The organism is Spiroplasma endosymbiont of Halictus nicosiae (assembly GCF_978018445.1).
The window spans coordinates 2,100,919-2,125,572 of record NZ_OZ389573.1 but is presented as its reverse complement, the minus strand read 5'-3'; the positions used below and the strand labels follow the sequence as shown (position 1 = coordinate 2,125,572).

General features: G+C 27.2%; 29 protein-coding genes, 1 tRNA gene and 1 pseudogene. 15 read left to right on the top strand and 16 right to left on the bottom strand.

The genetic code is table 4. The features are described from left to right. Positions 1-26: 26 nt before the first annotated feature. The 15 genes from ACZ91P_RS14450 to ACZ91P_RS14380 all read right to left on the bottom strand — a co-directional run bounded on the left by ACZ91P_RS14450 (position 27) and on the right by ACZ91P_RS14380 (position 7,568). The gene (locus tag ACZ91P_RS14450) at positions 27-701 is read right to left on the bottom strand and encodes a hypothetical protein (RefSeq protein ID WP_465157046.1); all 675 of its coding nucleotides are present in this window, start codon (positions 699-701) and stop codon (positions 27-29) included. Then, a complete protein-coding gene (locus ACZ91P_RS14445; RefSeq protein ID WP_465157045.1) occupies positions 617-1,102 on the bottom strand; it encodes a hypothetical protein in 486 nt (161 codons plus the stop codon). Before ACZ91P_RS14445 ends, ACZ91P_RS14450 begins: the two co-directional genes overlap by 85 nt. A gap of 13 nt (positions 1,103-1,115) precedes the next feature. Next, a complete protein-coding gene (locus ACZ91P_RS14440) occupies positions 1,116-1,385 on the bottom strand; it encodes a hypothetical protein (RefSeq protein ID WP_465157044.1) in 270 nt (89 codons plus the stop codon). Positions 1,386-1,574: 189 nt separating this feature from the next. Continuing rightward, positions 1,575-1,874, bottom strand: a complete 300-nt coding sequence (locus ACZ91P_RS14435; RefSeq protein ID WP_465157043.1) for a hypothetical protein — start codon at positions 1,872-1,874, stop codon at positions 1,575-1,577. 21 nt (positions 1,875-1,895) lie between these two features. Continuing rightward, positions 1,896-2,336, bottom strand: coding sequence for a hypothetical protein (locus ACZ91P_RS14430; protein ID WP_465157042.1), 441 nt, complete (start codon positions 2,334-2,336; stop codon positions 1,896-1,898). Positions 2,337-2,348: 12 nt separating this feature from the next. After that, positions 2,349-2,765, bottom strand: coding sequence for a hypothetical protein (locus tag ACZ91P_RS14425; RefSeq protein ID WP_465157041.1), 417 nt, complete (start codon positions 2,763-2,765; stop codon positions 2,349-2,351). 81 nt (positions 2,766-2,846) lie between these two features. Further along, positions 2,847-3,281, bottom strand: a complete 435-nt coding sequence (locus tag ACZ91P_RS14420) for a hypothetical protein (protein WP_465157040.1) — start codon at positions 3,279-3,281, stop codon at positions 2,847-2,849. A gap of 78 nt (positions 3,282-3,359) precedes the next feature. Beyond that, positions 3,360-3,884 (bottom strand): hypothetical protein, encoded by a 525-nt coding sequence (locus ACZ91P_RS14415; protein WP_465157039.1) that lies wholly within the window; start codon positions 3,882-3,884, stop codon positions 3,360-3,362. A 357-nt stretch (positions 3,885-4,241) separates the two neighbouring features. After that, a complete protein-coding gene (locus ACZ91P_RS14410; protein WP_465157038.1) occupies positions 4,242-4,676 on the bottom strand; it encodes a hypothetical protein in 435 nt (144 codons plus the stop codon). Beyond that, a complete protein-coding gene (locus ACZ91P_RS14405) occupies positions 4,637-5,044 on the bottom strand; it encodes a hypothetical protein (protein ID WP_465157037.1) in 408 nt (135 codons plus the stop codon). Before ACZ91P_RS14405 ends, ACZ91P_RS14410 begins: the two co-directional genes overlap by 40 nt. Positions 5,045-5,062: 18 nt before the next feature. Then, positions 5,063-5,521, bottom strand: a complete 459-nt coding sequence (locus ACZ91P_RS14400) for a hypothetical protein (protein WP_465157036.1) — start codon at positions 5,519-5,521, stop codon at positions 5,063-5,065. Between the two features lie 17 nt (positions 5,522-5,538). Then, positions 5,539-5,691, bottom strand: a complete 153-nt coding sequence (locus tag ACZ91P_RS14395) for a hypothetical protein (protein WP_465157035.1) — start codon at positions 5,689-5,691, stop codon at positions 5,539-5,541. A gap of 281 nt (positions 5,692-5,972) precedes the next feature. Beyond that, positions 5,973-6,317: a hypothetical protein gene (locus ACZ91P_RS14390; protein ID WP_465157034.1), complete on the bottom strand. Its 345-nt coding sequence runs from the start codon at positions 6,315-6,317 to the stop codon at positions 5,973-5,975. After that, positions 6,272-6,556, bottom strand: a complete 285-nt coding sequence (locus ACZ91P_RS14385; RefSeq protein ID WP_465157033.1) for a hypothetical protein — start codon at positions 6,554-6,556, stop codon at positions 6,272-6,274. Before ACZ91P_RS14385 ends, ACZ91P_RS14390 begins: the two co-directional genes overlap by 46 nt. Before the next feature lie 742 nt (positions 6,557-7,298). Continuing rightward, positions 7,299-7,568: a hypothetical protein gene (locus tag ACZ91P_RS14380; RefSeq protein ID WP_465157032.1), complete on the bottom strand. Its 270-nt coding sequence runs from the start codon at positions 7,566-7,568 to the stop codon at positions 7,299-7,301. A 459-nt stretch (positions 7,569-8,027) separates the two neighbouring features. On the opposite strand from ACZ91P_RS14380, the gene ACZ91P_RS14375 reads away from it, so the two are divergent. The 12 genes and pseudogenes from ACZ91P_RS14375 to gatB all read left to right on the top strand — a co-directional run bounded on the left by ACZ91P_RS14375 (position 8,028) and on the right by gatB (position 20,398). Next, positions 8,028-9,140 carry an AEC family transporter gene (locus tag ACZ91P_RS14375; RefSeq protein WP_465159012.1) on the top strand — a complete coding sequence of 371 codons (1,113 nt, stop codon included), beginning with the start codon at positions 8,028-8,030 and terminating at the stop codon, positions 9,138-9,140. A 12-nt stretch (positions 9,141-9,152) separates the two neighbouring features. Beyond that, on the top strand, positions 9,153-9,545 hold the full coding sequence (locus ACZ91P_RS14370) for a Rossmann-fold NAD(P)-binding domain-containing protein (protein WP_465157031.1): 393 nt from the start codon (positions 9,153-9,155) through the stop codon (positions 9,543-9,545). A gap of 34 nt (positions 9,546-9,579) precedes the next feature. Beyond that, positions 9,580-10,044, top strand: a complete 465-nt coding sequence (locus ACZ91P_RS14365) for an NAD(P)-dependent oxidoreductase (protein WP_465157030.1) — start codon at positions 9,580-9,582, stop codon at positions 10,042-10,044. A gap of 406 nt (positions 10,045-10,450) precedes the next feature. After that, a complete protein-coding gene (locus ACZ91P_RS14360) occupies positions 10,451-10,675 on the top strand; it encodes a hypothetical protein (RefSeq protein WP_465157029.1) in 225 nt (74 codons plus the stop codon). 173 nt (positions 10,676-10,848) lie between these two features. Beyond that, positions 10,849-12,579 (top strand): phosphoenolpyruvate--protein phosphotransferase, encoded by a 1,731-nt coding sequence (ptsP, locus tag ACZ91P_RS14355; RefSeq protein WP_465157028.1) that lies wholly within the window; start codon positions 10,849-10,851, stop codon positions 12,577-12,579. Positions 12,580-12,604: 25 nt separating this feature from the next. Next, positions 12,605-12,808, top strand: coding sequence for a hypothetical protein (locus ACZ91P_RS14350; protein WP_465157027.1), 204 nt, complete (start codon positions 12,605-12,607; stop codon positions 12,806-12,808). 168 nt (positions 12,809-12,976) lie between these two features. After that, positions 12,977-13,437: pseudogene (locus ACZ91P_RS14345) on the top strand (PTS sugar transporter subunit IIA). A gap of 113 nt (positions 13,438-13,550) precedes the next feature. Next, the gene (locus ACZ91P_RS14340; RefSeq protein WP_465157026.1) at positions 13,551-15,176 is read left to right on the top strand and encodes a hypothetical protein; all 1,626 of its coding nucleotides are present in this window, start codon (positions 13,551-13,553) and stop codon (positions 15,174-15,176) included. 11 nt (positions 15,177-15,187) lie between these two features. Next, positions 15,188-17,191: an NAD-dependent DNA ligase LigA gene (gene ligA, locus ACZ91P_RS14335; RefSeq protein ID WP_465157025.1), complete on the top strand. Its 2,004-nt coding sequence runs from the start codon at positions 15,188-15,190 to the stop codon at positions 17,189-17,191. A gap of 1 nt (position 17,192) precedes the next feature. After that, positions 17,193-17,486, top strand: coding sequence for an Asp-tRNA(Asn)/Glu-tRNA(Gln) amidotransferase subunit GatC (gatC, locus tag ACZ91P_RS14330; RefSeq protein WP_465157023.1), 294 nt, complete (start codon positions 17,193-17,195; stop codon positions 17,484-17,486). Position 17,487: 1 nt separating this feature from the next. Continuing rightward, positions 17,488-18,963: an amidase family protein gene (locus ACZ91P_RS14325; RefSeq protein WP_465157022.1), complete on the top strand. Its 1,476-nt coding sequence runs from the start codon at positions 17,488-17,490 to the stop codon at positions 18,961-18,963. Continuing rightward, complete coding sequence (gene gatB, locus ACZ91P_RS14320) at positions 18,956-20,398, top strand: Asp-tRNA(Asn)/Glu-tRNA(Gln) amidotransferase subunit GatB (protein ID WP_465157021.1); 1,443 nt, start codon at positions 18,956-18,958, stop codon at positions 20,396-20,398. The genes ACZ91P_RS14325 and gatB overlap by 8 nt, the downstream gene beginning before the upstream one ends. A 9-nt stretch (positions 20,399-20,407) precedes the next feature. On the opposite strand, the gene ACZ91P_RS14315 is transcribed toward gatB, so the two are convergent. Next, positions 20,408-21,109: a potassium channel family protein gene (locus ACZ91P_RS14315; protein ID WP_465157020.1), complete on the bottom strand. Its 702-nt coding sequence runs from the start codon at positions 21,107-21,109 to the stop codon at positions 20,408-20,410. A gap of 103 nt (positions 21,110-21,212) precedes the next feature. On the opposite strand from ACZ91P_RS14315, the gene ACZ91P_RS14310 reads away from it, so the two are divergent. From ACZ91P_RS14310 to cls, 3 genes are all read left to right on the top strand, one after another. Continuing rightward, complete coding sequence (locus tag ACZ91P_RS14310; RefSeq protein ID WP_465157019.1) at positions 21,213-22,805, top strand: TrkH family potassium uptake protein; 1,593 nt, start codon at positions 21,213-21,215, stop codon at positions 22,803-22,805. 69 nt (positions 22,806-22,874) lie between these two features. Beyond that, a tRNA-Ser gene (locus ACZ91P_RS14305) sits at positions 22,875-22,965 on the top strand. A gap of 327 nt (positions 22,966-23,292) precedes the next feature. After that, positions 23,293-24,621, top strand: a complete 1,329-nt coding sequence (gene cls, locus ACZ91P_RS14300) for a cardiolipin synthase (RefSeq protein WP_465157018.1) — start codon at positions 23,293-23,295, stop codon at positions 24,619-24,621. The last annotated feature ends 33 nt before the right edge of the window (positions 24,622-24,654 follow it).

Below are 24,654 nucleotides of genomic sequence, written 5' to 3'. Positions count from 1 at the left end.
TAATAAATTCAGTTGATTTAATTTCTCTAAATATATATCATTTGTTCGTATAATGCGTTTGTTTGAATATTAACTCCCGCAACTTCGGCTTGTGTTTGTTGGGCTCCCTTGGCGATTGCGGGAACATGATGGCGATTTATTTTATAGTAATTAGTTAATAATCAATCATATATTTTGGTTAATTGCTCACCTTTAAAATTACCAGCAATATAGTCTACTGGTTGAAAATTACTATCAGGATCTCCTTCAACTAATAACAAGTCATTTTCAATAAATGAAGCCAACATTTTACTAATTTCTTGCTCAACCACACCAGTAACTCCATTAGTATTAATAGTAAATTTACCACTATTTAATAAAGGATCTAACATTATCTTTTCAGCAATAATATCTAAAATACTAGCAAATTGTTTACCATAACGAGCAGAAGGTTCGAAATTAGGGTTATTAGGAATAATTTCAATTGGAATAAAATTAAGTGGTAATATTTCTTCTTTTTGTAATGTTGTATAGTTATTTCATTTAGCATTATCAATATATAAGTCGGTAATAGTACTGTATAATCGTGTTTTTAACTTTCTAATAACTTTTACTTGTTTCGTTACATAATCAATTTCTAATTTTTCAATAATAAAAACACTCTGGTCATTTTTAATATAAGGGTCATAATCAAAAGATAAGGGTCATAATCAAAAGTACAAGATACTAAATTACCTAATTCGTCATATTGGTCATTATAAAAATCAATAGTAATAAAATTAAGTTTTGAATTATTAGCAAAAATAAAATATGCACCTTTACCATTCTTATTAATTTTATATTCGTTATATCAATTCTTATTGGCAAAGTCCTGCATTTTTAAAAAGCTATTAATTAATTTAGTATCTATTTTTTGATTAGTAAGTGGATTATAAATGCTAATTTCTAAATCTCGCGGATTTAAAAAATTAGCATTATCTTCACAAATTCTTTTTTCTAAAATCTGATTATGTTTTTGAACAGTAACATTTTTACGATTAGTAATCGTTGATGCTAAATTAAGATAATAACTATCAATATCATATTCTTTTTTTAATTTCTTTTTTGCTGGTAATAATCCCATTTATAACACCTCTTTATTTTGTATCTTCTTTTTTAATAACATCTTCAATACTATCTTGTTTTTGTTGTTTGTTATGTGTTTTGATAAATCTAATTGTTTCAATAATCAAAACTATAATTCCAGCTCAGATAAGTATTGCTGAAACAATAACATATGCTGGTCAAGAAATACCTAATGTTTTTTCTCCTATAAAACAAATAATAATTCCTGCAATAAAAAACAATGATGAAACTCCAAATATTTTCAAAAACATAATTACATCTTTAACTTCTACTTTTGGCATAATAACATCTCCTTTCTAATTTACCTTTTTTCTTTCAATAAACACAAATCCCAAAGGTTTAAATGTTGCTGGACCATTAACTCCAATATTAATCAATCCATCAGGATTAATAGATAATGCTAAACATGCACTATTAACACCTATTTGATTATATATAACACCTATTGTTTGTCTAAAACTATGCCTTGTTTACAACATCCCTTGACTTTTTAAATCTCCTTTGATATTTTTTCCTGAGGCTCAAATTCTATAAATATAATTTTCTTTATCAAAATTAGGAATATTATATCCAGTTTGACCAACTATAAAATCACTAGTATCAACAATTTCTCAATCTGGAACTTTTGTTATAACAATTGATTTTTTTAATTCATCTAAAATTTCTTCTTTTATTTTTGCAAGTTTTTTATCTTTAATTTTTTCTATAACAAGTTTATCTAATAAAGCATCAACTTCTAATTGAGTATAATATGCTTCTAAATCAATCATTATTAAATCAATACCTTCTTCTTAAAAAGTACGAAATATTTTCTTTAAAGTTGTTAAATTAGCCAATGATTTTGCATAGGTAGGCAATAGACCTTGTCAAGTAATCATAGGGTCATTTTTCGATGAATAATTAATATCACCAACACTCATATTTGCCGAAGTAAAAAATTCAATTGGAATGCGGTTAAATGCTCAATGCTCAATCGTAATAAACACCATATTAATACAAATTTTCTTTAATAATGGATCTTTAAATGTTTCAAACTTTAGTTTTGAAAATGGATAGTTTAAGTAAGAATTAATCATATTTTGGGCTCTTAAAGCAAATGTTTTAAATCATAATTCTACATCACCTTTTAAAAACTTATTATAACGAACTGGAACTTGTGTAATTTTACCTGTTATTGGAATAAAATTATTATAATTTTCCAAAGTAATATTTTGTAATAATTCATTTAACATTTAATCATCTCCTTATCATTTTCTTTTTTTAGAATATATTTTCTTTAATATAAATTTTTTACTATTTAGTAATGTTTTTGTTTTAATTGTTTTGTTTAAATCTTGTTTTGTTCTGAGTTGTTTATATGCTTGAAATACTAGTCCATTACCTAACAAACTAGTAACCGCACTATCTTCTAGCGTATTTAACAATTTATATTTATTAAAGTTATTTTTAAATTGTTCTTGCATTTTTAATATCTTAGCAATTGTCCGATATATTTTAAAACTATATTTTGCTACTTGCTGATAAACAAGTGGGGCAAAAGAAACTAAATTAAACAAACTTGTTTTTTTAAATCCCCAACCAATAAACCACTCACTGTTCATATAGAATTTAAACGGTTCAAGAGCCAAAACAAACTGTTCTGCTTTGATTAAAGTTGTCATAACGACAATAGAGGGACATATTTAGGATTTTTATAATATATTGTTAAAGCAACTTCGCCCGCAACTGATAAAGGAACAATTTTAACTGCTAAAAAAAATCAGAACCATAAGCAAAAGGTAATAATTGACCTTTTTAATAGCCTTAGTTTCAAATTTAGATAATATTTTTTTAGTTTTATCAGTAATTTTACTAATTACTTTTTGTTTAATAGTAATTATTTGTTTTTCAATTGGGGTTAATAATTTTTTAGTTACTTTTTGAATATAAAAATTTGAGTTTAAATGATTTAAAATTTTATTTAATTTAATTGGTGTTTGATGAAAAATATTTAATAATTTATTATTATATATTTTACTGCCCCTCATTAAATTAGCATTTAATAGTAGATTTTTACCAACACCTTTTTTATGAAGATTAGTCATAATGTTATATCACTTATTAGTATTAATTTTACTTATTTTATCAATATTTAATCCATATTCAGACAATCATTTATTAGCATTTTTTTCATTCACGCATGGTATTTTTTGAACTAATTTAGGACTTATTTTTTGAATATTTTTCTCAATTTTTAATAAATTATTAATTGTTTCTTAATTAGAAACTTTAAAACCTTTATAAAAATCATTTTGGGCTAATTTTCCAATTGTATATAATAAAGTTTCATTATTAGCCTGCTTTGTAAAATCAAATATTAATTTAGAAGATAAAATCTTTTTACCTGTAACTTGCCTTACAACATCTTCTAAATTATTAGCAGTTATTACACCTAATTTTTCAAGTAGTTTAGTTTCTTTTGCTAATTTTAAAATTCTAGTTGTTCGAACAGCACGCGTTAATTTACCAATTCCACCAATTGCTGGTAACAAATTTAAGGCGGTACTTTTTGCTGTTACTTCTGATGTTAATTTATCATATATTTGATTTACGGCAAAATCGGTTGCTGTTTCTACTCCAAATGAGATAAATGCTGCGGCAAAATTAGATAATCCCGCATCAAGACCAACGGCGGATGCTACACCACCAGTTAAAACTGATAAACCAAGAGCTAAAACTTGAATTCCTAAAAATTCTAATAACTGTAAACCAAAATTTTTTTCTTGTTGTTGGATTGACAATCTAGTTGGATTTTTTAAACAGCATAAATAAGGGCTGTTTTAGATGTTCCAATTGGCTATATATCAAACTAAAAAGTACTATTTTTTAGTACTATTAAGAATTTTTAATTTTAACATCAATCGGAGATGTTTGACAAGTAGCGTTGTTTTTACCTTTAATTTGGACAAAAACCTTGGTATCATTTGTAATATTTATTGGTCAATCAACACCAGCACTTTCAATAAAGTAATCAAAATCACTTTTAGTTAAAGAACTATTTACTGCTTTTACTGCTTTTAAAACAACATCTTTAAATTGTGGTTTTAACTGTTTGGCTGTTGCTTTTGTTGGGTCTGCAACATGAATAGTTGGTTTATCTAATTTATTAATTTTACTAGAGGGTCATATTTTTTGCTAAACTTAAAGGCAATTGCATTAACACCATCTGGTAATAATTCAATTGTTCCTTCTGAACCATCTTTATTAATAATTGGTAATTTTTTAGGAACCATATAGTATGTTGTTCCTTCAACAGTTTTCATTGCTCCACTTGTTGTGATTACACTATTTATTTGGTCGTTTGCTCCAAGTTGTAACTGTAATTTATTACGAATTCCACGAATAAAATCAGCCGAACCTAAAACAATTATTTCTGATGGAGTAAAGCTGTTTTCATATATTTTATCCATAATTTCATTATGAATTTGTAAAGCATTTGTATCATCTGCTTTTTGTCCTTGAATAGTTGTAACAGTTCCTTTATTAATAATTTCTAAAATTTTATTGCGTTTATAAGCAACTTCAGTATCCATTGCTTGCTCAATATCAGCCGCCCAAAGATTGGATTAAAATCACTTTCTACGGGGTCTAATTTACGAGCAAAAGTTAAAATTGTATCTAATTCAACTGTTCCATCTTCAAACTTTACTTCAGTGTAGTTTAAAAGACTGTCATCAGTATTAAATACTTTTCCATCTTTTCCTATACCTTCATTATATTTAATATTTTTCTTTCTTTTATATGTTAAACCAAACTTATTTGCTTCTTTTCACGCAAATAATGCCTCTCAGCTAAATTTTTGTTGATAAGTTTGTAAATATCATTGGTCAAATGATTCACAATCTTTTTGTGTTGCTTGATTAACAATATCGCCGAATATTCTTTGTGGATTTTGTGCCATAATTTTATACCTTCTTTCTTATTTATTAAATACATTGTCTGTATCTAAAATATTGTTTTCTTTATTTTCTGATTTTGGTACGCCACCAGTATTAACTGTTTGTACCTTAATTAATTCATCATAAACACTTTGCAATTGTGTTTTAATTATTTCAATATCATCAGTAATATCATAAGATTTTAATAAAACATTTTTAAAATCTTCATTATCAGTTAAAGAATTAATAAAATCAATTACTTCAATTTGTTTTAATTGAATTGTTTGTTCTTCAATTTGTGAAGTTAATTCAGTATTTTTTGTTTGTAGTTCGTTGATTTGTTGATTACTATTTTCTAAATTACTTGCATTAAATTCTTCAACTTCAACAGTATTTTCTAAAATAATTTCAGCAGTTTTAATATCTAAACTACCATCTTCATTTTTAATAGGTTTATTATTTTCATTTATAAGAACATATTTTACATTTTTTAATGCCATTGTTTTTCCTCCTATTTTTAAATATTTGTATTTGTTCTTTTTCTAATCGCTTTTTGTATAATTTCAAAACTATCTACACTAAAAGACAAAAAATAGCGTTTAGTTTTTATATTTAACTGATTAAATACTGAGCCTTTAATTTTTATCTCATCATCTTTTTTTAATTTCAAATAATGTTGAGTAATTTAATCCTTCTCATTGTCATTTAGCCGAACAAGCATCAACTTCAACACCCCCAGCAACCAGTGCCTTAATTTTAGTTTTAATTGGGTTTTCATGTAATCTAACAGTTAATTCTAATTTATTAACTTTTTTATTTTAGATTTATTAGTTATTGATTTTTTAAGTAAATTACTTTTTGTTTGTGCCATTTTTATCAACTCCTTTTGTTATAAAATATTGTAAATGTTTTCAAGCATCATGTTCGTGCTCTGTCATTTTAATATTTCCTTTATAAATATAGATATTTGCATAAAACTTTTAAACCACCAATGAATTTAGGAGTAGATAATGGATTTTTTATTTTTAAACCTTTGTGAAGTTGAAAATCTTCAATTATTACAATAACTTTATTTAAATAAGAACAAATTTTATTTTTAAACTCATTTAATATTAAATACATATTATTTATTGCTTCTTCTTCATTTTTGAAATTAAAAGTAATATTATTAATTATTTTATTTTGTAAAACATTATAAATAATAATATTAGTTTGACCAATTCCAGCAGGGTCAATTGCAATAATATATTTTAATTTATCTGGTTTATTTTTTTGTCAATTTGTAATATTTTTCATCTATCGGATGCTAAATCTAAAATATCGTTAATTTTGTAATGTTGCATATAAGAAGCAATAATATCTCACTTGTTTTCAAATAAAATTAAGTACATTTTTGCTCATTCTAAACATTGCAAATCATAATGCTTTTTATGATGTGAAATACGACAATTAATAGGTTGACAATTAACTCAATCAAAAGATGTTGTTATTTCATTTCAAGTTTTATTAATATACAAACTTTTATATTCTGTCATTATATATACTCCTTAATTTTTTTTATTTGTTGATCAAATTTCATCATTAATATTATTTGCAGTTACTGGATAAGCACATATCATTAATTCTTGTAATTTATTTTAGTATTTAATTACTTCACCGCCCGCTTCACTTTGGGGAGTGAGCGGGGGCGGATAGGATATTTTGATAGAGTTTACCCCCATACGGAAATAAAAAAACAGTTTACCCAGTTATTAATTACGCTTCATCCATCCCTACACAACTTTATATAAAGAAAATAACCTTTTGAAGTTCCAACCCTCTTGTTTTTTAGTGTCCGATATTTTTTTTTCGATTTAACAGCACTTTTTTTATGAAAACAAGCCAAAAAACAGATGCTCTGACATTTCACAAGTGATTAATCTTGTCGAGAATTAAAAAAATAAATAGGAGTAGTAAATCCAATCGCTTTCACACTTTCTTTAAGGCTTCGTGCCATAGATGAGTTATCCATCTTTAAGCATCAAAATATTAAGTTTTAGTATTGCATTATTCATCAGATAGTACCTTTATTAAAAATGATATTATTAGTTGTTAAACCGAAAAAATATAATAAATCACAGAAAGGAAATTATAAAAATTAACTAGTTTGTAGGGTAAAATAGGTTAATTTTTAATTTTAAAGATACTATCTGATGAATAATGCAAATAAAAAAATCGTTCTAATAAGCGATTACTTTAATTTGTATTTAATTACTTTATTTATAATTTTTATAAAACCTAAGCTTTTTTCCGACTACTAATAATTGGAGTTATAAAATGAATGTTAATTGTAATAATGTTTTTTAAAATTGAATTTGTAAAAATAAATTTTTTAAATTCTGAAGGTTCATTTTTATATCCTAATCTTGCAAGAAAAACTGTGGCATAAATAACACAATATAAAGCATACCAATTTGTAAAAGCAACAAATAATCATGCAATTAATTGATCAATTGTGTTTTCACTATGCCCATTTTTACTTGGCTTAAAATAATCATAATTAATCATTCTGTCACATAAATCTATGATAACACCAGAGATTGGGACAATAATTAAGAAAATCATTAAAGTGATAATTATTATTTTTAAATTTTTACTATACTTTGATAATTTATACATTTTAACCTCTTTATATAATATTAGATTTTATATAAGTTATTCAATCATTATACCATAATTACAAATTAAATTACTATTTAACTTATATTTCTAATTTCAAAATATTTTTCTCCTTAGGATTTTAAACTTTGAATTTACCAAAATTTTTCATTTTTTATGTTATTTTGTTTAGTAATTGATTATAATATTAATAGTACAAAAAGTACATCTAAATATTATTTAAAACTATGAAAGGAAAAAATGAAATGTATTTATATTTACAAGCGAATGTTGGTACAGCAGTCCTTGATACTTTAAAAGCGTGGGGTTTTTGAAGTGCAATTATTGCAACCATGTTTGTAATTTTTTTTAGGTTGGTTTTTAACAAAACGTGGAACCTTTAAAAAAGATTGAGAAGCTGTCTTAATTAAAATTGTCATGGTTGTTGGTTTACCATGTTTAGCATTTGATTGTTTTATGGCTGATAAAACAGTTGAACAAGTTAAAACACAAGCAGCAATTTTATTAGTCGGATTTTTATTTTATATTATTTTAGGAATTGTAGCAAAATATTTTTATATTAAATATGAGCAAGATGTTCCTGATACGTTAGCAATGTGTACAGTTTTTGCATTAACTACTTTCTTCGGAATTCCAGTTGTTACAGCTTTATTTGACGCCGGACAAGCAACATTACCAGCTAATATCTTTAATATTCCTTATCGAGTATTTTTATATTCATTAGGATTTATTGTTATAAGTAAACCGGTGCAAGGACAATTAGCATCAGCAGTTGAAACAACAGCAGAAACAATTGTCGATGCAAAAATAGATCCTATGGGGTATGCACAAGGAAGAGCCGAAATATGAGCTAAAAAAATGGAAACCGTGAAGGCAAATTTAAAACAAATTTTTGTTAATCCAATTTTAATTGCAATAATTATTGGATTTATCTTTTGAGTAACACAATTAATTCCAGGAATTGAAATTGTTCCTGATCAAAATAAAATTGGTAGTGGTCGATTATTTTCACCATTACGATTAGATAATACTTTTCCACCATTATTTAAAATAACAAAAACATTGGAAGGATTATGTACACCATTAGCATGATTAGCAATTGGAATGACTTTAGCAAAAGGGAAATTACGTGAAGCAATGCAAGATAAAAAAGTCTGATATGGAATGATTATGAAAGTTATTCTAGCACCAATTATTGGATTAGTTTTAGCAATTATTTTTGCTGTGATTGGAAAAGAAACAGGAGTATGAAAATTAGATTCAGTTGGCTTGACTGTTATTGTCATTATGTTGGCAGCACCACCAGCGTCTGTTATTGTGGCATATTCAATAGGATATAAAAAGCAACCAATGTTAGCAAGTAATTTAACATTAGTTTCAACTTTATTTTCAATTATTTCGTTACCATTCTGAGTAATTATTACGACAGCAATTGGGGCAACTACATTATTTGCATATTAGGAGAAAATAACAATGAATATAAAAATTAAAATGATTTGTTATGGCGTTCGTAAAACTGAACGACCATTTTTTGAAAAACTAAATGAAAAATATGGTTATGATTTAACTTTAATTGAAGAATATTTAACAAAAGATAATATTGCCACAGTTAAAGGATATCAAGCAGTGATGGTTCGTGCAAATTCTGATTGTTATGAAGAAAATTTATTAAAAATGCAAGAATATGGGATTAAATATTTATTAACAAGAACAGTTGGTTATAACCATATTGTTTTAACAAAAGCACACGAATTAGGTTTTAAAATGGTTTATGTACCAGGATATTCGCCTAATGCAGTTAGCGAATTAGCGGTAGCAATGGGAAATACTTTTTTACGTAATTTATTTTATATGGCTAATAATTAATGAATGTCAAACAAATTTTAAGGTTGATGATTTTATGTTTGCAAAAGAAATTCGTAATTCAACAATTGGAATTATTGGAACTGGTCGGATTGGATGTGAAGCAGCAAAGGCTTGGCATCGAATGGAAGCTAAAGTATTAGGATATGATATTTATGAAAATGATAGTATGCGAGCAGTTTTAACATATACTGATTTAAATACTTTGCTTAAAGAATCAGACTTAGTTTCATTACATTGTCAATATATTAAAGACCAAAATCATCATTTTGTTAATAAAGAATTTCTAGCACAAATGAAACCGGGGGCAGTGTTAATTAATGCAGCGCGTGGTCAACTAATGAATAGTGAAGCAGTTTATGAAGCTGTTAAGTCAAATAATTTAAAAGGTGTCGGATTAGATGTATTAAAAAATGAAGGTGATGTTTTTTCCAAGATTTTAATGAAAATAAAACACCAGATAATCTGACAAATAAATTACTTACCTTATATCCACAAGTAATTATTACACCACATATAGGTTCTTATACTGATGAAGCTGTCAAAAATATGATTGAAACAACATATGAAAATTTAAAAGAAATTTTAACATTAGAAAGTAGAGTTTTACTCTACTTTTTATTATTTAAAATAACTTTTAATAAAAAATAATAAAATAAATAAAATTATTATATAATTTATTTAGTAAAAAACTGTAATTTCTATTTATTTTTTATTTTATATTAATTAACAACACTTGTGGGGTGACAAAAAAGAAAAGCGAGGTATGTTTTGTCATGCAAAAAAAATGGGCAGCAAATGATTTGTGATAAATATCAGTTTAAATTTAAATCTTTTTATAGACAATGAAAATTAAATAATAATAACAATAAGTTATTTATTTTTCGTGTAGAAAAAAATATCAAGCATTGAGCAAAAACATTGATTTAAGTGAATTAATTCCAGATTATGCTTTTGTTTGTAATTCAACTTGGTTTGCTATTTATAGTATTAAAAAAATTCAACGAATGAGAATTAATACAATAAAAAATTTAAATTTTAAACAAGGTACTTTATTAATTGGATTTTATTGATATCGGATTTTTATTAACGGAATTATGCAAACTCGTTGATATAATCTTCCAGGAGTATAATAATGTTTTTTAATTTTATAAAATAAAAAAAAAAAATAGTTACTTAGATTTATTGTTTTTTTACAGAAAATAATGTCTTATAACAAAAAGTCTAGTTAAAATGCAACAATTTTCCAGTTTTCGGTATATAATAAAAATAGTTTTAGTAAAAAGAGAAATGAGGATTTTTTATTATGTCAAAAAAACTGCACGGGATAGGTGCTAGCAATGGAATTGCAATTTCCAAAGTTTTTAAATTAGAAGAACCAAAATATGAAATTTCGAATAATACGGTTTCTGATTCGGCAAAAGAAATTAAAATACTAGAAGCAGCAATGCAAAAGGCAAACACAGATATTGAAAAACTACAAAAGATTGCCTTAAACAAATTAGGAGCGGAAAAAGCAGCAATTTTTGAAGCACATAAGAAAATTTTGCGTGATCCAGCAATGATTGATGAAGCAAAAAATATCATTAAGAGTAATAATAATGCAGCATATGCAATTCATACTGTTGCTCAAAAGTTTATTACAATGTTTGCAAGTATGGATGATCCATATTTTAAAGAGCGTGCAGCTGATGTTAAAGATGTAACTGATCGTTTAATTAAGTATATTTTAAATGTTCCGGTCTTAGATTTAGCAACTATTAGTGAAGAAGTTATTATTGTTGCTGAAGATTTAACACCTTCACAAACAGCGCAGTTAAATCCTAAATTTGTGAAAGGATTTAGTTGTGATATGGGGGGGCGTACTAGTCATGCTGCAATTATGGCTCGTAGTCTAGAAATTCCAGCTGTTTTAGGATTAAAAGATATTACAAAACAAGCAAACCATCATGAAATAATTATGATTAATGGAACAACAGGAGAAGTTATCTTAAATCCAACATCAACGGAGATTAAAACTTGGACAACAGAAAAAGAAAAATTTTTACAATTGCAACAAGAACTATTGGCATTTAAAGATAAACCAACAGTTTCAAAAGATGGATATCAAAAATTTGTTTTAGAAGGAAATATTGGAGCACCAAAAGATGTTCAAGGTGTTTTGGAAAATGGTGGGCAAGGAATTGGATTATTTAGAAGTGAGTTCTTATATATGGATAATGACCATTTCCCAACTGAAGATGAGCAATATGAAGCTTATAAAGGTGTTTTGGAAGGAATGCAAGGGCACCCAGTGATTATTCGAACATTGGATATTGGTGGTGATAAAAAATTATCATATTTTAAATTTCCAGAAGAAATAAACCCATTTTTAGGATATCGTGCGATTCGCCTTTGTTTAGATAAAACAGATGTTTTTCGAACACAATTACGTGCTTTATTACGTGCTAGTGTGCATGGGAAAGTTGGTATTATGTTTCCAATGATTGCGACAGTTGATGAATTTAAAACTGCAAAAAAAATTACCTTAGAAGAAAAAGCAATTTTACTTAAAGAAGGACATAAAGTTGCAGACAATATTGAAATTGGAATGATGATGGAAATTCCAGCAGCAGCAATGTTAGCTGATCAGTTTGCAAAACACGCTGATTTCTTTTCAATTGGAACTAATGATTTAATTCAATATACAATGGCAGCTGATCGAATGAGCCAATTTGTGGCATATTTATACCAACCATATAACCCATCTGTTTTACGTTTAATTAAAACAATTATTGATGGTGCTCATAAAGAAGGAAAATGGGTTGGAATGTGTGGTGAAATGGCTGGAGAGGAACAAGCAATTCCACTTTTAATGGGAATGAAATTAGATTACTTCTCAATGTCTGCCACAAGTATTTTAAATGCGCGTCGTATTATTAGCAAATTAGAAGTTTTGGCAATGGAACAATTAGTAACAGAAGCATTAGAATGCCAAACAGGTGATGAAGTTTTAGCTTTAGTTGAAAAAAGAACAAAAAATGCTTTAGAAGTCTAAAATTTTGATAAAATAGGTGGTTTAAATGATAAATCTAAATACGTATGCAATAATTGACCTTCCATTGCCAGTTTTAATTGCTTTTGTTGTTATTTTTACGGCATTATCAATTATTAGTGGATTTTGATATTGAAGACAATGGTATAAAACACGCCATAATGCTAAAAATGATAATTTTGCAGTTAAGCAGAAGATAACAATTCGGACTGCTTTTCAAAAAAGTATTTAATTTTATTTTTATTATGTTTTTTTTGTTTAATTGGTTCTATTTTGGTTTTAGTTAAACAACTAGTTGGTTTTCCATTGTTTTAAAAATAGCACATAAATTTAATAATTTTATAGTATACTAAAGATAGATGACAAAGTTGTCTGCTTAATGAAAAAAGGAGAAGAAAAGATGGGATTATTTAGTAAAAAACCAAAAGAACTTGAAATAATTGCCCCTGTAGATGGTGAAGTTATTGCTTTAGATAAAGTTGAAGATGAAGTATTTTAACAAAAAATGTTAGGTGAGGGTTTAGCAATTAAACCAATTGCTGGGAAATTAATTACCGTTTTTCCGACAGGTCATGCTTATGGAATCAAAAGTAATATAATGGTGTTGAAATGTTATTACACATCGGAATGGATACAGTTTCATTAAATGGAAAAGGATTCGATATTCAAGTAAAACAAGATAATAATGTTAAACAAGGGGATTTATTATGTAATGTTGATTTAGCAGTTTTAAAAGCTGAAAATGTACCAAGTTTAGATACGCCAATTGTTTTTATACCAGAAACAATGAGCGGTAAGACAATTAATATTGTTAAAACAGGCAATGTTAAACAAGGAGAAATTATTGCTGTTATTAAATAGGAAATAATTTTAACTAATAAGTGATTTATAAAATGGAAATCACTTTTATTTTTGTTTATAAAGTATATTCTAGAGTGTTTTTGCTATAATTGTTAAGAAAGGAAGAAAGTCAAATGGTAAAAATAGTTTTAATTGCGATTGTTTTTTTCTTATATTATTACTGAGTCTTTTCTTCAACAGGGGCAATTTTAATCAAATTTTTAAAAATTCAAACTAAAAATATTTATTTTGAGATGATTATGGGTTTTTTCTTTTATTTTGCTGTTATTTCTTTTTTGCTAATTCCATTAGAATTTATTCCTAATTTACGTTATATTATTTTAGTTTATTCATTATTATCAATTAATATTTTATATTCATTATTTTTGTTATTATTTATTCGTTATTGATTTAATATTAATTTATTAGATTGAAATCACGCCATTTTTTTTGTTGCATTTGGTGTTTTTATGGCATTATATTATGCTAAAAATTATTTTATTGCTCCTTCAGGTTCAAACATTACTAATAGTTATATTTTAAGTTTTTATTTTTTTGCTTCAGTTAATAATAATATTATTTTTAAATTAAATCCAAATGTTACGATTGCTAATGCTCAAGCTTTAGCAACATTATCTTGGTTTACAAATGTTTCAGTTTGATTTGTAATGACTGGAATTGATCCAAGTAATATTATTTGAAATTTATTAAATATTTTAGATGCAATGCTATTTGCTTCAATTTTTGTAAGATTATTGAGTAATTTTGCTAATAAAAAAAGTAATCGTTTTTTAATTGGTACTTTTTCACTCCTTGTTTTATCTGCTTCAAAATTATTAATTTATTACTTTGGATATGATTCATGGCATCAACAGAATATCTTAACTGGTTTATTTTTTGTCACTTTTATTTTAATGACAATTTACACAAATGAAGAATACCGAAGTCGTAATATGCCTTGAATTATTGGTATTATTTTTGCAAGTTATATTACCTTCGAATGAGATGCATCGTATATTATGCTATTTATTATTTATGTTTCAACATGAATTAGTATGTTAAAATATAAAACTAATTTCTTAAAAGATATGGTTAAGTTTACCTTATTTTCAACATTATGTTTTATTTTTTATAACGCACAAATAAAAAATATTTTACTAATTTTTATTTTTTTAGGATTATTTTTGTTAATGATAATTTTATCATTTTTGTTATATCGCAATTATTCACGAGTACATGATATTGAAATAATGATGTATCTAGGGCAAAAAAAATTATTATTTGTTATGCCAATTATTTTTACTCTAATTTCAGTAGTTATTGTTTTAGCAATGGGGGAAAATAACTTAAATTTTTGAACATTAGAAATAATTACATCAGCCTTATATGTGCAGTTAGAATTAGGGCGTTGAGAACCATGAACAAATATTGTCTTCTTAATTATTTCTTTTGTCTTTTTAGGTTTAGCTTTAATTTGATTATTCCTTTTTGAACGAATTCCGAATTTTATTGTAAAAACTCCAATTAATATGCTATCAATTTTAACAGTAACTTTCTTTAATCCGTTAGTTGGGCGTTTTTTAATTTTAATTTTTAATGAACAGGCTTTGTTAAATAATGCTACGGTTTTTATTATTGCGTTATTAGTTGCCTTAAATATTAGTGTTTATGCATTGAAAATTAAACCGTTTAAGAAATGGCATTTTAAAAAACCATCAATTCCCCCGCATCATAAAAAGAACCTAAAAATAATAAAATAAAGGAGGATATTATGACTTTTGAACAAGCAAAAAAACGTAGTTTAGTATTAAAAGAACAGTTAGAACAATGAAATTATGAATATTATGTGAATGATAACCCTAGTGTCAGTGATCAAGAATATGATCGAGCAATGCAAGAATTAATTGCAATTGAACAACGATATAGTGAATTAATTACAATTGATTCTCCAACGCAACGTGTTTCTGGTCAAGTTAGCGAAAAGTTTAATAAATATGTTCATACAAGTCCAATGTTAAGTTTGGGAAACGCATTTAATTATGATGATTTAATTCATTTTGATGAACAAATTAAAGAATTGACTGGTTTGTCAGAGGTTGAATATACTTGTGAATTAAAAATTGATGGATTATCAATTTCATTAGTTTATGATAATCATCTTTTAGTGATGGGGGCAACTCGTGGAGATGGTCTTACTGGTGAAGATGTTACTATTAATATTAAACAAATTAAATCAATTCCGCTTCGAATTGACCAACCAACTTTAACTGTTCGGGGTGAAGTTTATTTATCAGTTGAAGAATTTAAAAAGATAAATGAGGAACGTGCGAAAAATGGCGAATCTGAATTTGCTAATCCTCGAAATGTAGCAGCAGGAACTTTACGGCAATTAGATTCAATAATTGTTGCAAAACGAAAGTTAAATGCATTTTTATATTATTATGTTAATGCTTTGCAGGATGGAATTCAATCACAATACGAAGCGTTACAAAGATTAGAACAATTAAAATTTAAAACAAATCCTGAGTATCGTTATTGTTCAAATATTGCGGCAGTGTGAGCATATATTCAAGAGTATGAACCAAAACGTCGTCAATTAGGTTATGAAATTGATGGAATTGTGATTAAAGTTAATAACTTAAATTTATATAATCGCATAGGTTATACTGCTAAAAATTCAAAATGAGCAATAGCTTATAAATTTCCAGCAGAAGTTGTGGTTACAAAATTGCTTAATATTTTTCCTTCTGTTGGAAGAACAGGACGGATTATTTATAATGCTGTTCTTGAGCCAGTTCGTATTACAGGAACAATTGTACGAGCAGCAACATTACATAATGCTGATTTTATTACTGAGCGTGATATTCGGATTGGTGATAATGTTCAAGTTAAAAAAGCGGGGGATATTATTCCGGAAGTGATTAATTATGTTGTAACTTGTCGCCCAAAAAATGCTCAAAAATGGCATGAGCCAACGCATTGTCCAGAATGTAATTCTTTATTAGAACGTGTTGAAGGTGAGGTTGACCAGTATTGTATTAATTCTGTTTGTCCTAAAAAAATTACTCGGGGGTTAGAACATTATTGTTCACGAAATGCCATGAATATTGAAGGAATTAATGAAAAAATTATTGAACGATTATTTAAATTAGGATATTTAAAAAGTTTTAGTGATTTATATCAATTAGAGCAATACCGAGCGGAAATTATTGAATTAGAAAATTTTGGTGAAAAATCATTTGAAAATATGATTGCTTCAATTAATAATTCAAAAAATAATTCCTTAGAGCAACTATTGTTTGCATTAGGAATTCGACATGTTGGTCAAAAAACAGCAAAATTATTAGCACGACAATTTAAAACAATTGCTAATTTAGCTACCATGAATATTGAACAATTATCAATTATTAATGATATTGGTCCAATTGTAGCAGCTAGTGTTGTTGATTATTTTGCAATTCCAGCTAATCAACAAGAACTTACCTTACTACGCCAAAAAGGGGTTAAAATGAAGTATTATGTTACTAATCAGCATTTAGCACAGAAGTTTGAAAATTATCGGTTTGTGATTACCGGAGTTTTATCAAAACCACGAGAATATTTTAAAGAGTTAATTGAAAGTTATGGTGGGCAAATTTCTGAAAGTGTTAGTGCAAAAACCACTTATTTACTGGCAGGGGCTGATGCTGGTAATAAATTAGTAAAAGCACAAAAATTAAATGTTAAAATTATTAATGAAGAAGAATTTCAACAATTATTAAATAAGGAGGGATAAGATGGCACGAATTACAAAAGAAGTGTTACAAATGTTAGCATATGATATTATGCTAGATTTACAAGATGAGGAACTAACTAATTTAAGTCAAGAATTTGATGTTATTTTAAAGCAAATGGATTTAGTACAAAAAATTGATACAACTAATGTTCATTCAATGCATTTTCCATTTGATTTAACAGTTGACTATTTACGTGAGGATGATGAGATTGATGTTGCTCCGCAAGCTGAAATTTTAGCGGCAGCACCAAAAAAAATAGATGATTATATTGTAATTAATAAGGTGGTTAAATAGAATGGCAGCTTATTCAATTAAAGAATTACATCATCTTTTAGTTGCTAAAAAAATTACTCCATCGCAAATAGTTAAGGATGCTTTTACTAATTTAGACAAATATCAGGTTTTAAATGCAACAGTGACAGAATTAAAAACAGAAGCCACAGCTTTGGCAGCTAAATTAGACCACCTTGTTGTTCCTAAAAATAATTATTTATTTGCTTTACCATATTTTGCAAAAGATAATTTTGCAACAAAAGGAATTAAGACAACGGCGAGTTCAAAAATTTTAGAAAATTTTATTCCAAATTATGAATCAACAGTAACTAATATTTTGAAAGAAAACAATAGTATTTTATTAGGAAAAGCAGCTTTGGATGAGTTAGGAATGGGTGGGCATGGTTTATATGCCTTAACAGGAGATGTTTTAAACCCTTGAGATTTGAGCCGGATTACTGGTGGCTCATCATCTGGCTCAGCAGCTTTAGTTGCAGCTGGTGTTGTTCCATTTGCATTAGGAACAGACACAGGTGATTCAGTACGAAAACCAGCAGGTTATTGTGGTGTTGTTGGTTTTAAACCAACTTATGGTTTAATTTCACGGTATGGTGTTTTTCCTTATGCGCCATCATTAGATACGGTTGGATATTTTACTCGAACTGTTGAAGACAGTGCAATTGTTTTTGATTATTTAGCACAAGAAGATCACAAGGATGCAAGCTCATTAAAGAGTAAGAAACAAGGTTATTTTAAAAATTTATCATCAGAAAAAATCAAAGAACAAAAATTTGCTTATTTAAAAAATGCGCATGCGATTATTCCAGATGAAATTAGAATTCATTTTGATCATTTATATGATGAATTAACAGCCCGCGGAATTAGTGTTACAGCAATTGATTTTCCAGAAGATTTACTAAAAGCATTAATGCCAGTTTATATGGTGATTTCTTTTGCCGAAGCAGTAAGTAGTCATTCAATGTTGGATGGAATTAATTATGGAACACGAGTTGATGGGGACACTTATCAAGAAGTAATGATAAATTCACGAACTAATGGTTTTGGTCTTGTTGTTAAACGTCGTTATGTTATTGGTTCGTACACTTTAACAAAAAATAATCAAACATTATTATTTTTAAAAGCAAAACGAGTACGACGTTTAATTGTCAATGCTTTAACTACTGTTTTTGCAAAATATGACTTTTTATTATTACCAGCTGCATCAACGATTGCTCCAAAAATTACTACTATTAAAGATCAAATTTTAACAGAGGCAGAGTTAGAAAATTATGTTGATGATTTATTAGTATTAGGTAATTTAATGGGTAATCCGTCATTAACTGTTCCACTTGCTTTTGTTGATAAAATGCCAATTGGAATAAATGTTAATGCTGCTCCTTTTGCTGACCAAAAGGTCTTTAATGCTAGTTTATTAATTGAAGAGATTGTTGGAATTAAAAATAAAGTAGCGCCAGAAAGGGGGAACAATCATGATTAATTTTGAGGTAGTAATTGGAATTGAAAATCATGTTGAATTAAAAACAAAGACAAAAATGTTTTCTTCTGGCGCAGTGAGTTATGGGGCTAAACCCAATAGTATGGTTAATCCAATGGATGTTGGTTATCCAGGAGTAATGCCAACAGTTAATAAAAAGGGAGTTGAGTTAGCGTTAATTGCTTGCCAAGCACTTAATTTGACAATTGATCCAGTCATTCAATTTGATCGTAAAAATTATTATTACCCTGATTTAGCAAAAGGTTTTCAAATTACGCAGCAATATTATCCAATTGGTCAAAATGGATATTTAACGATTATTGATGAGAATAATAAACCTTTTAAAGTAGAAATTGAACGTCTGCATATTGAAGAAGATACTGCTAAACAGTTGCATGAAGAAAACCAAACGTTATTAGATTATAATCGTGCTGGAATTGGTTTAATTGAAATTGTAACTCGTCCTGTATTACGGTCAGCGTTTCAAGTTCGTCAATATTTAGAAGCTTTACGTGAAATTTTAGTTTATACCAAAGTTAGTAATGCTAAAATGAATGAGGGTTCATTACGATGCGATGTTAACATTTCGTTACGTCCAATTGGTGTGAAAACATTTGGTGATAAGGTTGAATTAAAAAATCTTAATTCAATTGCAAATGTTGAAAAGGCAATTGAATATGAAATTAAAAGACAAAGTGAACTTTTATTAATGGGAAAAAGAATTGAACAAGAAACACACCGATTTGATGAAAAAACAAAAACAACGGTTTCAATGCGTCATAAAACTGATGCTATTGATTATAAATATTTTTCTGAACCAAATATTTTTCCAATTAAATTAGATCCAAATTGAATGACAAAAGTTCTTAAAAATATGCCAGAATTACCAGCTGTCAAACGTAAACTTTATTTATCAAAATTAAATTTAAAACCAGCTGATATTGAAATTATTTTACAAGATTATGCCTTAATGAATTTTTTGGAAGCAGCAATTAAGTTATCACCACATTATGAAATGATTGCTCATTATTTAATTGGTGATATTAGTGCTTATTTAAATCAAAAGGGATTAACAATAAGTGAAACAGCATTAACACCACAAAATTTAGTTGAAATAATTATGTTAATTAATCAAAATGTAATTTCAAATAAACAAGCTAAAACAGTGTTACAACGAATTTTAAATGAAGATTGTGCTCCAACGAAAATTGTTGCTGAATTAGGATTAAAACAAATTAGTGATCCAGTTGAAATTAAAACAATTATTGAGCCAGTTTTTAATGCTAATATAGCAATGCTAGAACAATATGAGCAACGACCAGAACGAGTAATTAAGTTTTTTATGGGTGAATTAATGAAATTAACAAAAGGACAAGTTGCCCCAGAAATTGGCCAACAAGTAGTTATTGAATTAATTACAACGAAACAAGGGAAATAAAAAAGATGGTTACTTACCATCTTTTTCATATTCTTGATCAATTTTTTGTAATTTAATTGTTAAATCATTAATTGCACTAATTTTAGCAATAAATAATAATTCATCATCTAATTTAATTGTTTCAACATCTCCGGGTAAAATAACACGGCCTTTACGTTTAACATAAACAATATTATAATCTTTATTATTAATAAAACGTAATTCTGATAATGTTTGTCCTTCAATATTTGGATCAGTCACCTGAATAATTAATGATGCATAATTTTCATCAACAGTTTGCATTTCAATATCAATATCAAACATTGCTTTAGTTGCAGTAATACTTCCGGCCATTGTATCGGGTTGGATAATATTATTAATTCCTAATGCTTTTAGAATTCGTGCATGACGGATATCTTTTACTTTCGCAATAATATTAGTAATTTCAAGGTCTTGTAATCCAATGATTGTTAAAATACTAGCTTCAATATTACTTGCGATTGTGATAATGACAGTATCATACTCGTCTAGTCCTTGCTCAATTAGATTTGTTTTAACTGTTGCGTCTAATGCTACGCCATCAACTTGTTCATAACTAGCAATCATATTATTAACCTTAGTTTGGTCAATATCAAAGACCATAATGTGTTGTTTTCGCGCAATTAGTGTTTCAATTATTGAACGTCCAAAATTATTTAGTCCAATAATTGCAAAACTTTTTCTTCTTGCCATTCCTTTTCTCCCTTATTGTACTTTTAATTATACTATTTTTTTTATTATTAGCAATAATTACTAACTTGTAGTATATAATAATATTAATGAAAGAGGGACACAAATGGTTTTTTTTCAATTATATTTCAAAAATATTTTTCAAAGAAAAAATGATAATAAACGACAACGTAATAATGACCCAACTGCACCATTAACACGGCGTCGTCATTGGTTACCCTTCTCAAAAATATCGGGAAGATTATTTTTAGTTTATATTTTAATTGTTCTTTTAGGCGGACTACTGTTATCAATTCCAGGTTTTGTTCATAATGGAGAACGGATGATTCTTGATGGAAAAGGTAAAATTTTAAACCCTTCAGTTACTTTTGCGTGAAATTATTTAATTGGTTTATTTACTGCTGCTAGTGCTTTTTCTGATACTGGAATTACAATTAGTAATCCTGCAGCGGACTATACTTTTTGGGGACAATTGGTAATTTTAATTTTAATTCAAACAGGTGGTTTTGGAATTGCTACTTTTAAAATTATGATTTTTGTATGATTAGGGCGTCGAATTTCAATTAAGGATAAAATGCTTGTGCAAGGTGAACGAGGAAGTAGTAACTTTGGGCATACAATGGATTTAATTAAAAATAGTTTTATTTTTTTAATTATTTTGGAATGTTTTGGGGCAATTTTATTATTTTGTAATTTTTATTTTTCACCGTTATCAGTAGAAGGAAAATTCATGATTGATAATGTTACTTATCATAATTTTTGACGAAGTTTATGAAGCGGTGTTTTCCATTCAATTTCATCAATTAATAATGCTGGGTTTGATATTATTGGTAATTCATCATTAATGCCTTATAATACTAATTATTTTATTCAATTTGTGTTTTTATTCCAATTTATTATTGGTGGTTTAGGTTTTCCAACTTTTTACGATTTAAAACGAAAATTTGTAGCATGACGACGAAAAGAACATGTTAAATTTACCTTATTTACTAAAATTAATTTAATTACTTATATTGGTTTATCAATTATTGGTGTTTTTAGTGTTTGATTAATTGAATTTACGAATATTAATACAATTCATGCTGAAACTGCTCAGCATATAGAAAGTATTTTACGAAATTCAAAATCAAATTGAAATGGTTTTATGAATATTTTCTTTAATACAATGTCAACCAGAAATGCAGGTTATTCAACAGTTGAAATGAGTAACTTTTTACCAGGATCACGAATAGTGATGTCAATTATGATGTTTATTGGATCAGCGCCTTCTTCTACCGCAGGGGGGATTCGAACAACAACCTTAGCTGTTATTATCATTACAATTTGGTCTATTATTCGGAATAATAATAGTGTTAATGCTTTTAAACGGAAAATCCCAAATGAAACAGTAAAACGAGCGTTAGGAGTTACTGTTATTTCAGGAGGTTTAATTGCAATTGCCATTATCTGTATTAGTGCTGAAAATCCTCATCTTGATGTTTTAAATACTTTTTTTACAATTTGTAGTGCATTTGGAACAACAGGATTAAGTACTTTAAATTTTATCGAGCTATATAACATTGGTATTTTAAGTACTTTAATATTGATTTTATTAATGTTTATTGGGCAATTAGGAGTTTCTTCAACATTATTAGTTTCAATTCGTGGAAGTGGTGAAAAAGAATACAGTTATGTTGAAGAAAATATTTTAATTGGATAGGTTGAAAAAAATAATCTTTTTCTCTTGTTTAAAATGATATCTTTTGTATAATATATAAGGTATCACCACGGAACAGTACTCAAGTTGGTAAAGAGGGCACCCTGCTAAGGTGTTAGGTCGGGTAACCGGTGCGAGAGTTCGAGTCTCTCCTGTTCCGCCATTTAATTTATATTTAACGAAAAAAAGTAATAAAGAGTTATAAATAATTTTTATAACTCTTTTTAAATTATTGGTATAATAAAAGTAGTAATATTGTGCAATAAAGGGGAAGCATAATGAAAAATTGATTAAAAATTATTTTATCAATGATTTTTTTATTTGGTATGGCGATTATGGGGTTACTTGTTGTCGTTATTATTTTCAATGTTAAATTCTTATATATTTTTTTAGGAATTGTTATTATTGATTTAATTTTCTCATTCTTTTTTTTTTTTTTTCCAAACGACGTTATGAAGTTAAATTTTCTTGAATTATTTTTATTAATTTTGTGCCATTTATTGGTCTATGTTCATATGTTTTTTTTGGTCGAAAATACCATTATTCAAATAAAAAATCATTGTTATACAATCATTTAAATAAATTAGAATATGATACTTATTGTAAAAAAAATAAGACATGTTTAATAAAATATACTGCTCCTAATCAAAAATTTGGGAATGTTGTTGAATTATTAATGCGGCATGCAAATAAGCCACTATACCAAAATAATAAAATTAAAATAATTACAAATGGGACCCGTGTTTTTAAATCATTATTAACAGATTTACAACAAGCACAACAATATATTTTATTAACTTATTTTATTGTTGCTGATGGTGAACTATTTGAATCTTTTTTAGCAGTTTTAAAAGAACGAATTGCAGCTGGTGTTCGGGTTTATATGATTTATGACCATGTTGGTAGTTACTTTAAAATTAGTAAAAAAAGTATTAAAAAATTAATTAAAGCTGGTGTTCGAGTTCATAAATATTTACCAATTATTACACCTTTTATTAGTGGGAATGCCAATTATCGTAATCATCGTAAAGATGTAATTATTGATGGTTTAATTGGTTATACAGGTGGGATTAATTTAGCCGATTTATATGCTGATAAATCATGAAAGTTTGGAATTTTTCATGATACACAAGTACGAATTGAAGGTGAAGCGGTTCGAGGTTTGGAAGTAATTTTTGCTGATGACTGATTTTTTGCAACTAAACGTCATGAAATAATCACAGATTTAGAACCAGCCATTTTAGCACCAAAACAATACAATATGAAGGGTAAATCACATTTACAAATTGTTAATCATAGTCCTAGCATTGATCATTCCATTACCAAAGACCTATATATTTCATTAATTAACAAAGCTAGTAAACGAGTTTGATTATCAACTCCTTATTTTATTCCACCAGATGATCTTATTCAAGCTTTAATTCTTGCAGCACGTGCTGGAGTTGATGTTCGTTTAACAATTCCAGGTTTGACTGATAAAATTTTTGTTTTAGATATAACAAAAAGTTACTGTAAACCTTTATTTGCTAGTGGTGTTAAAATTTATGAAATGAATAATACTTTTAGTCATAATAAAATTGCTATTTTTGATGATGATATTGCTGTGATTGGGACTTGTAATTTAGATTACCGTAGTTTCTTTTCTGACCATCAAACAACAGCAGTTATTTATGATCCAGAGGTAGTCGCAAGCTTTATTCCTCGTTGGGAATGAGATTATGAACATTCAATTTTATGACAGGAATGACCAATTAAATATAAACCCTTGAGTTATCGACTATTGTTAACATGTTTAAAATTAGTCGCACCAATTTTATAAGTTAATGCTAATATCAAGAATAATTTTTTGTAT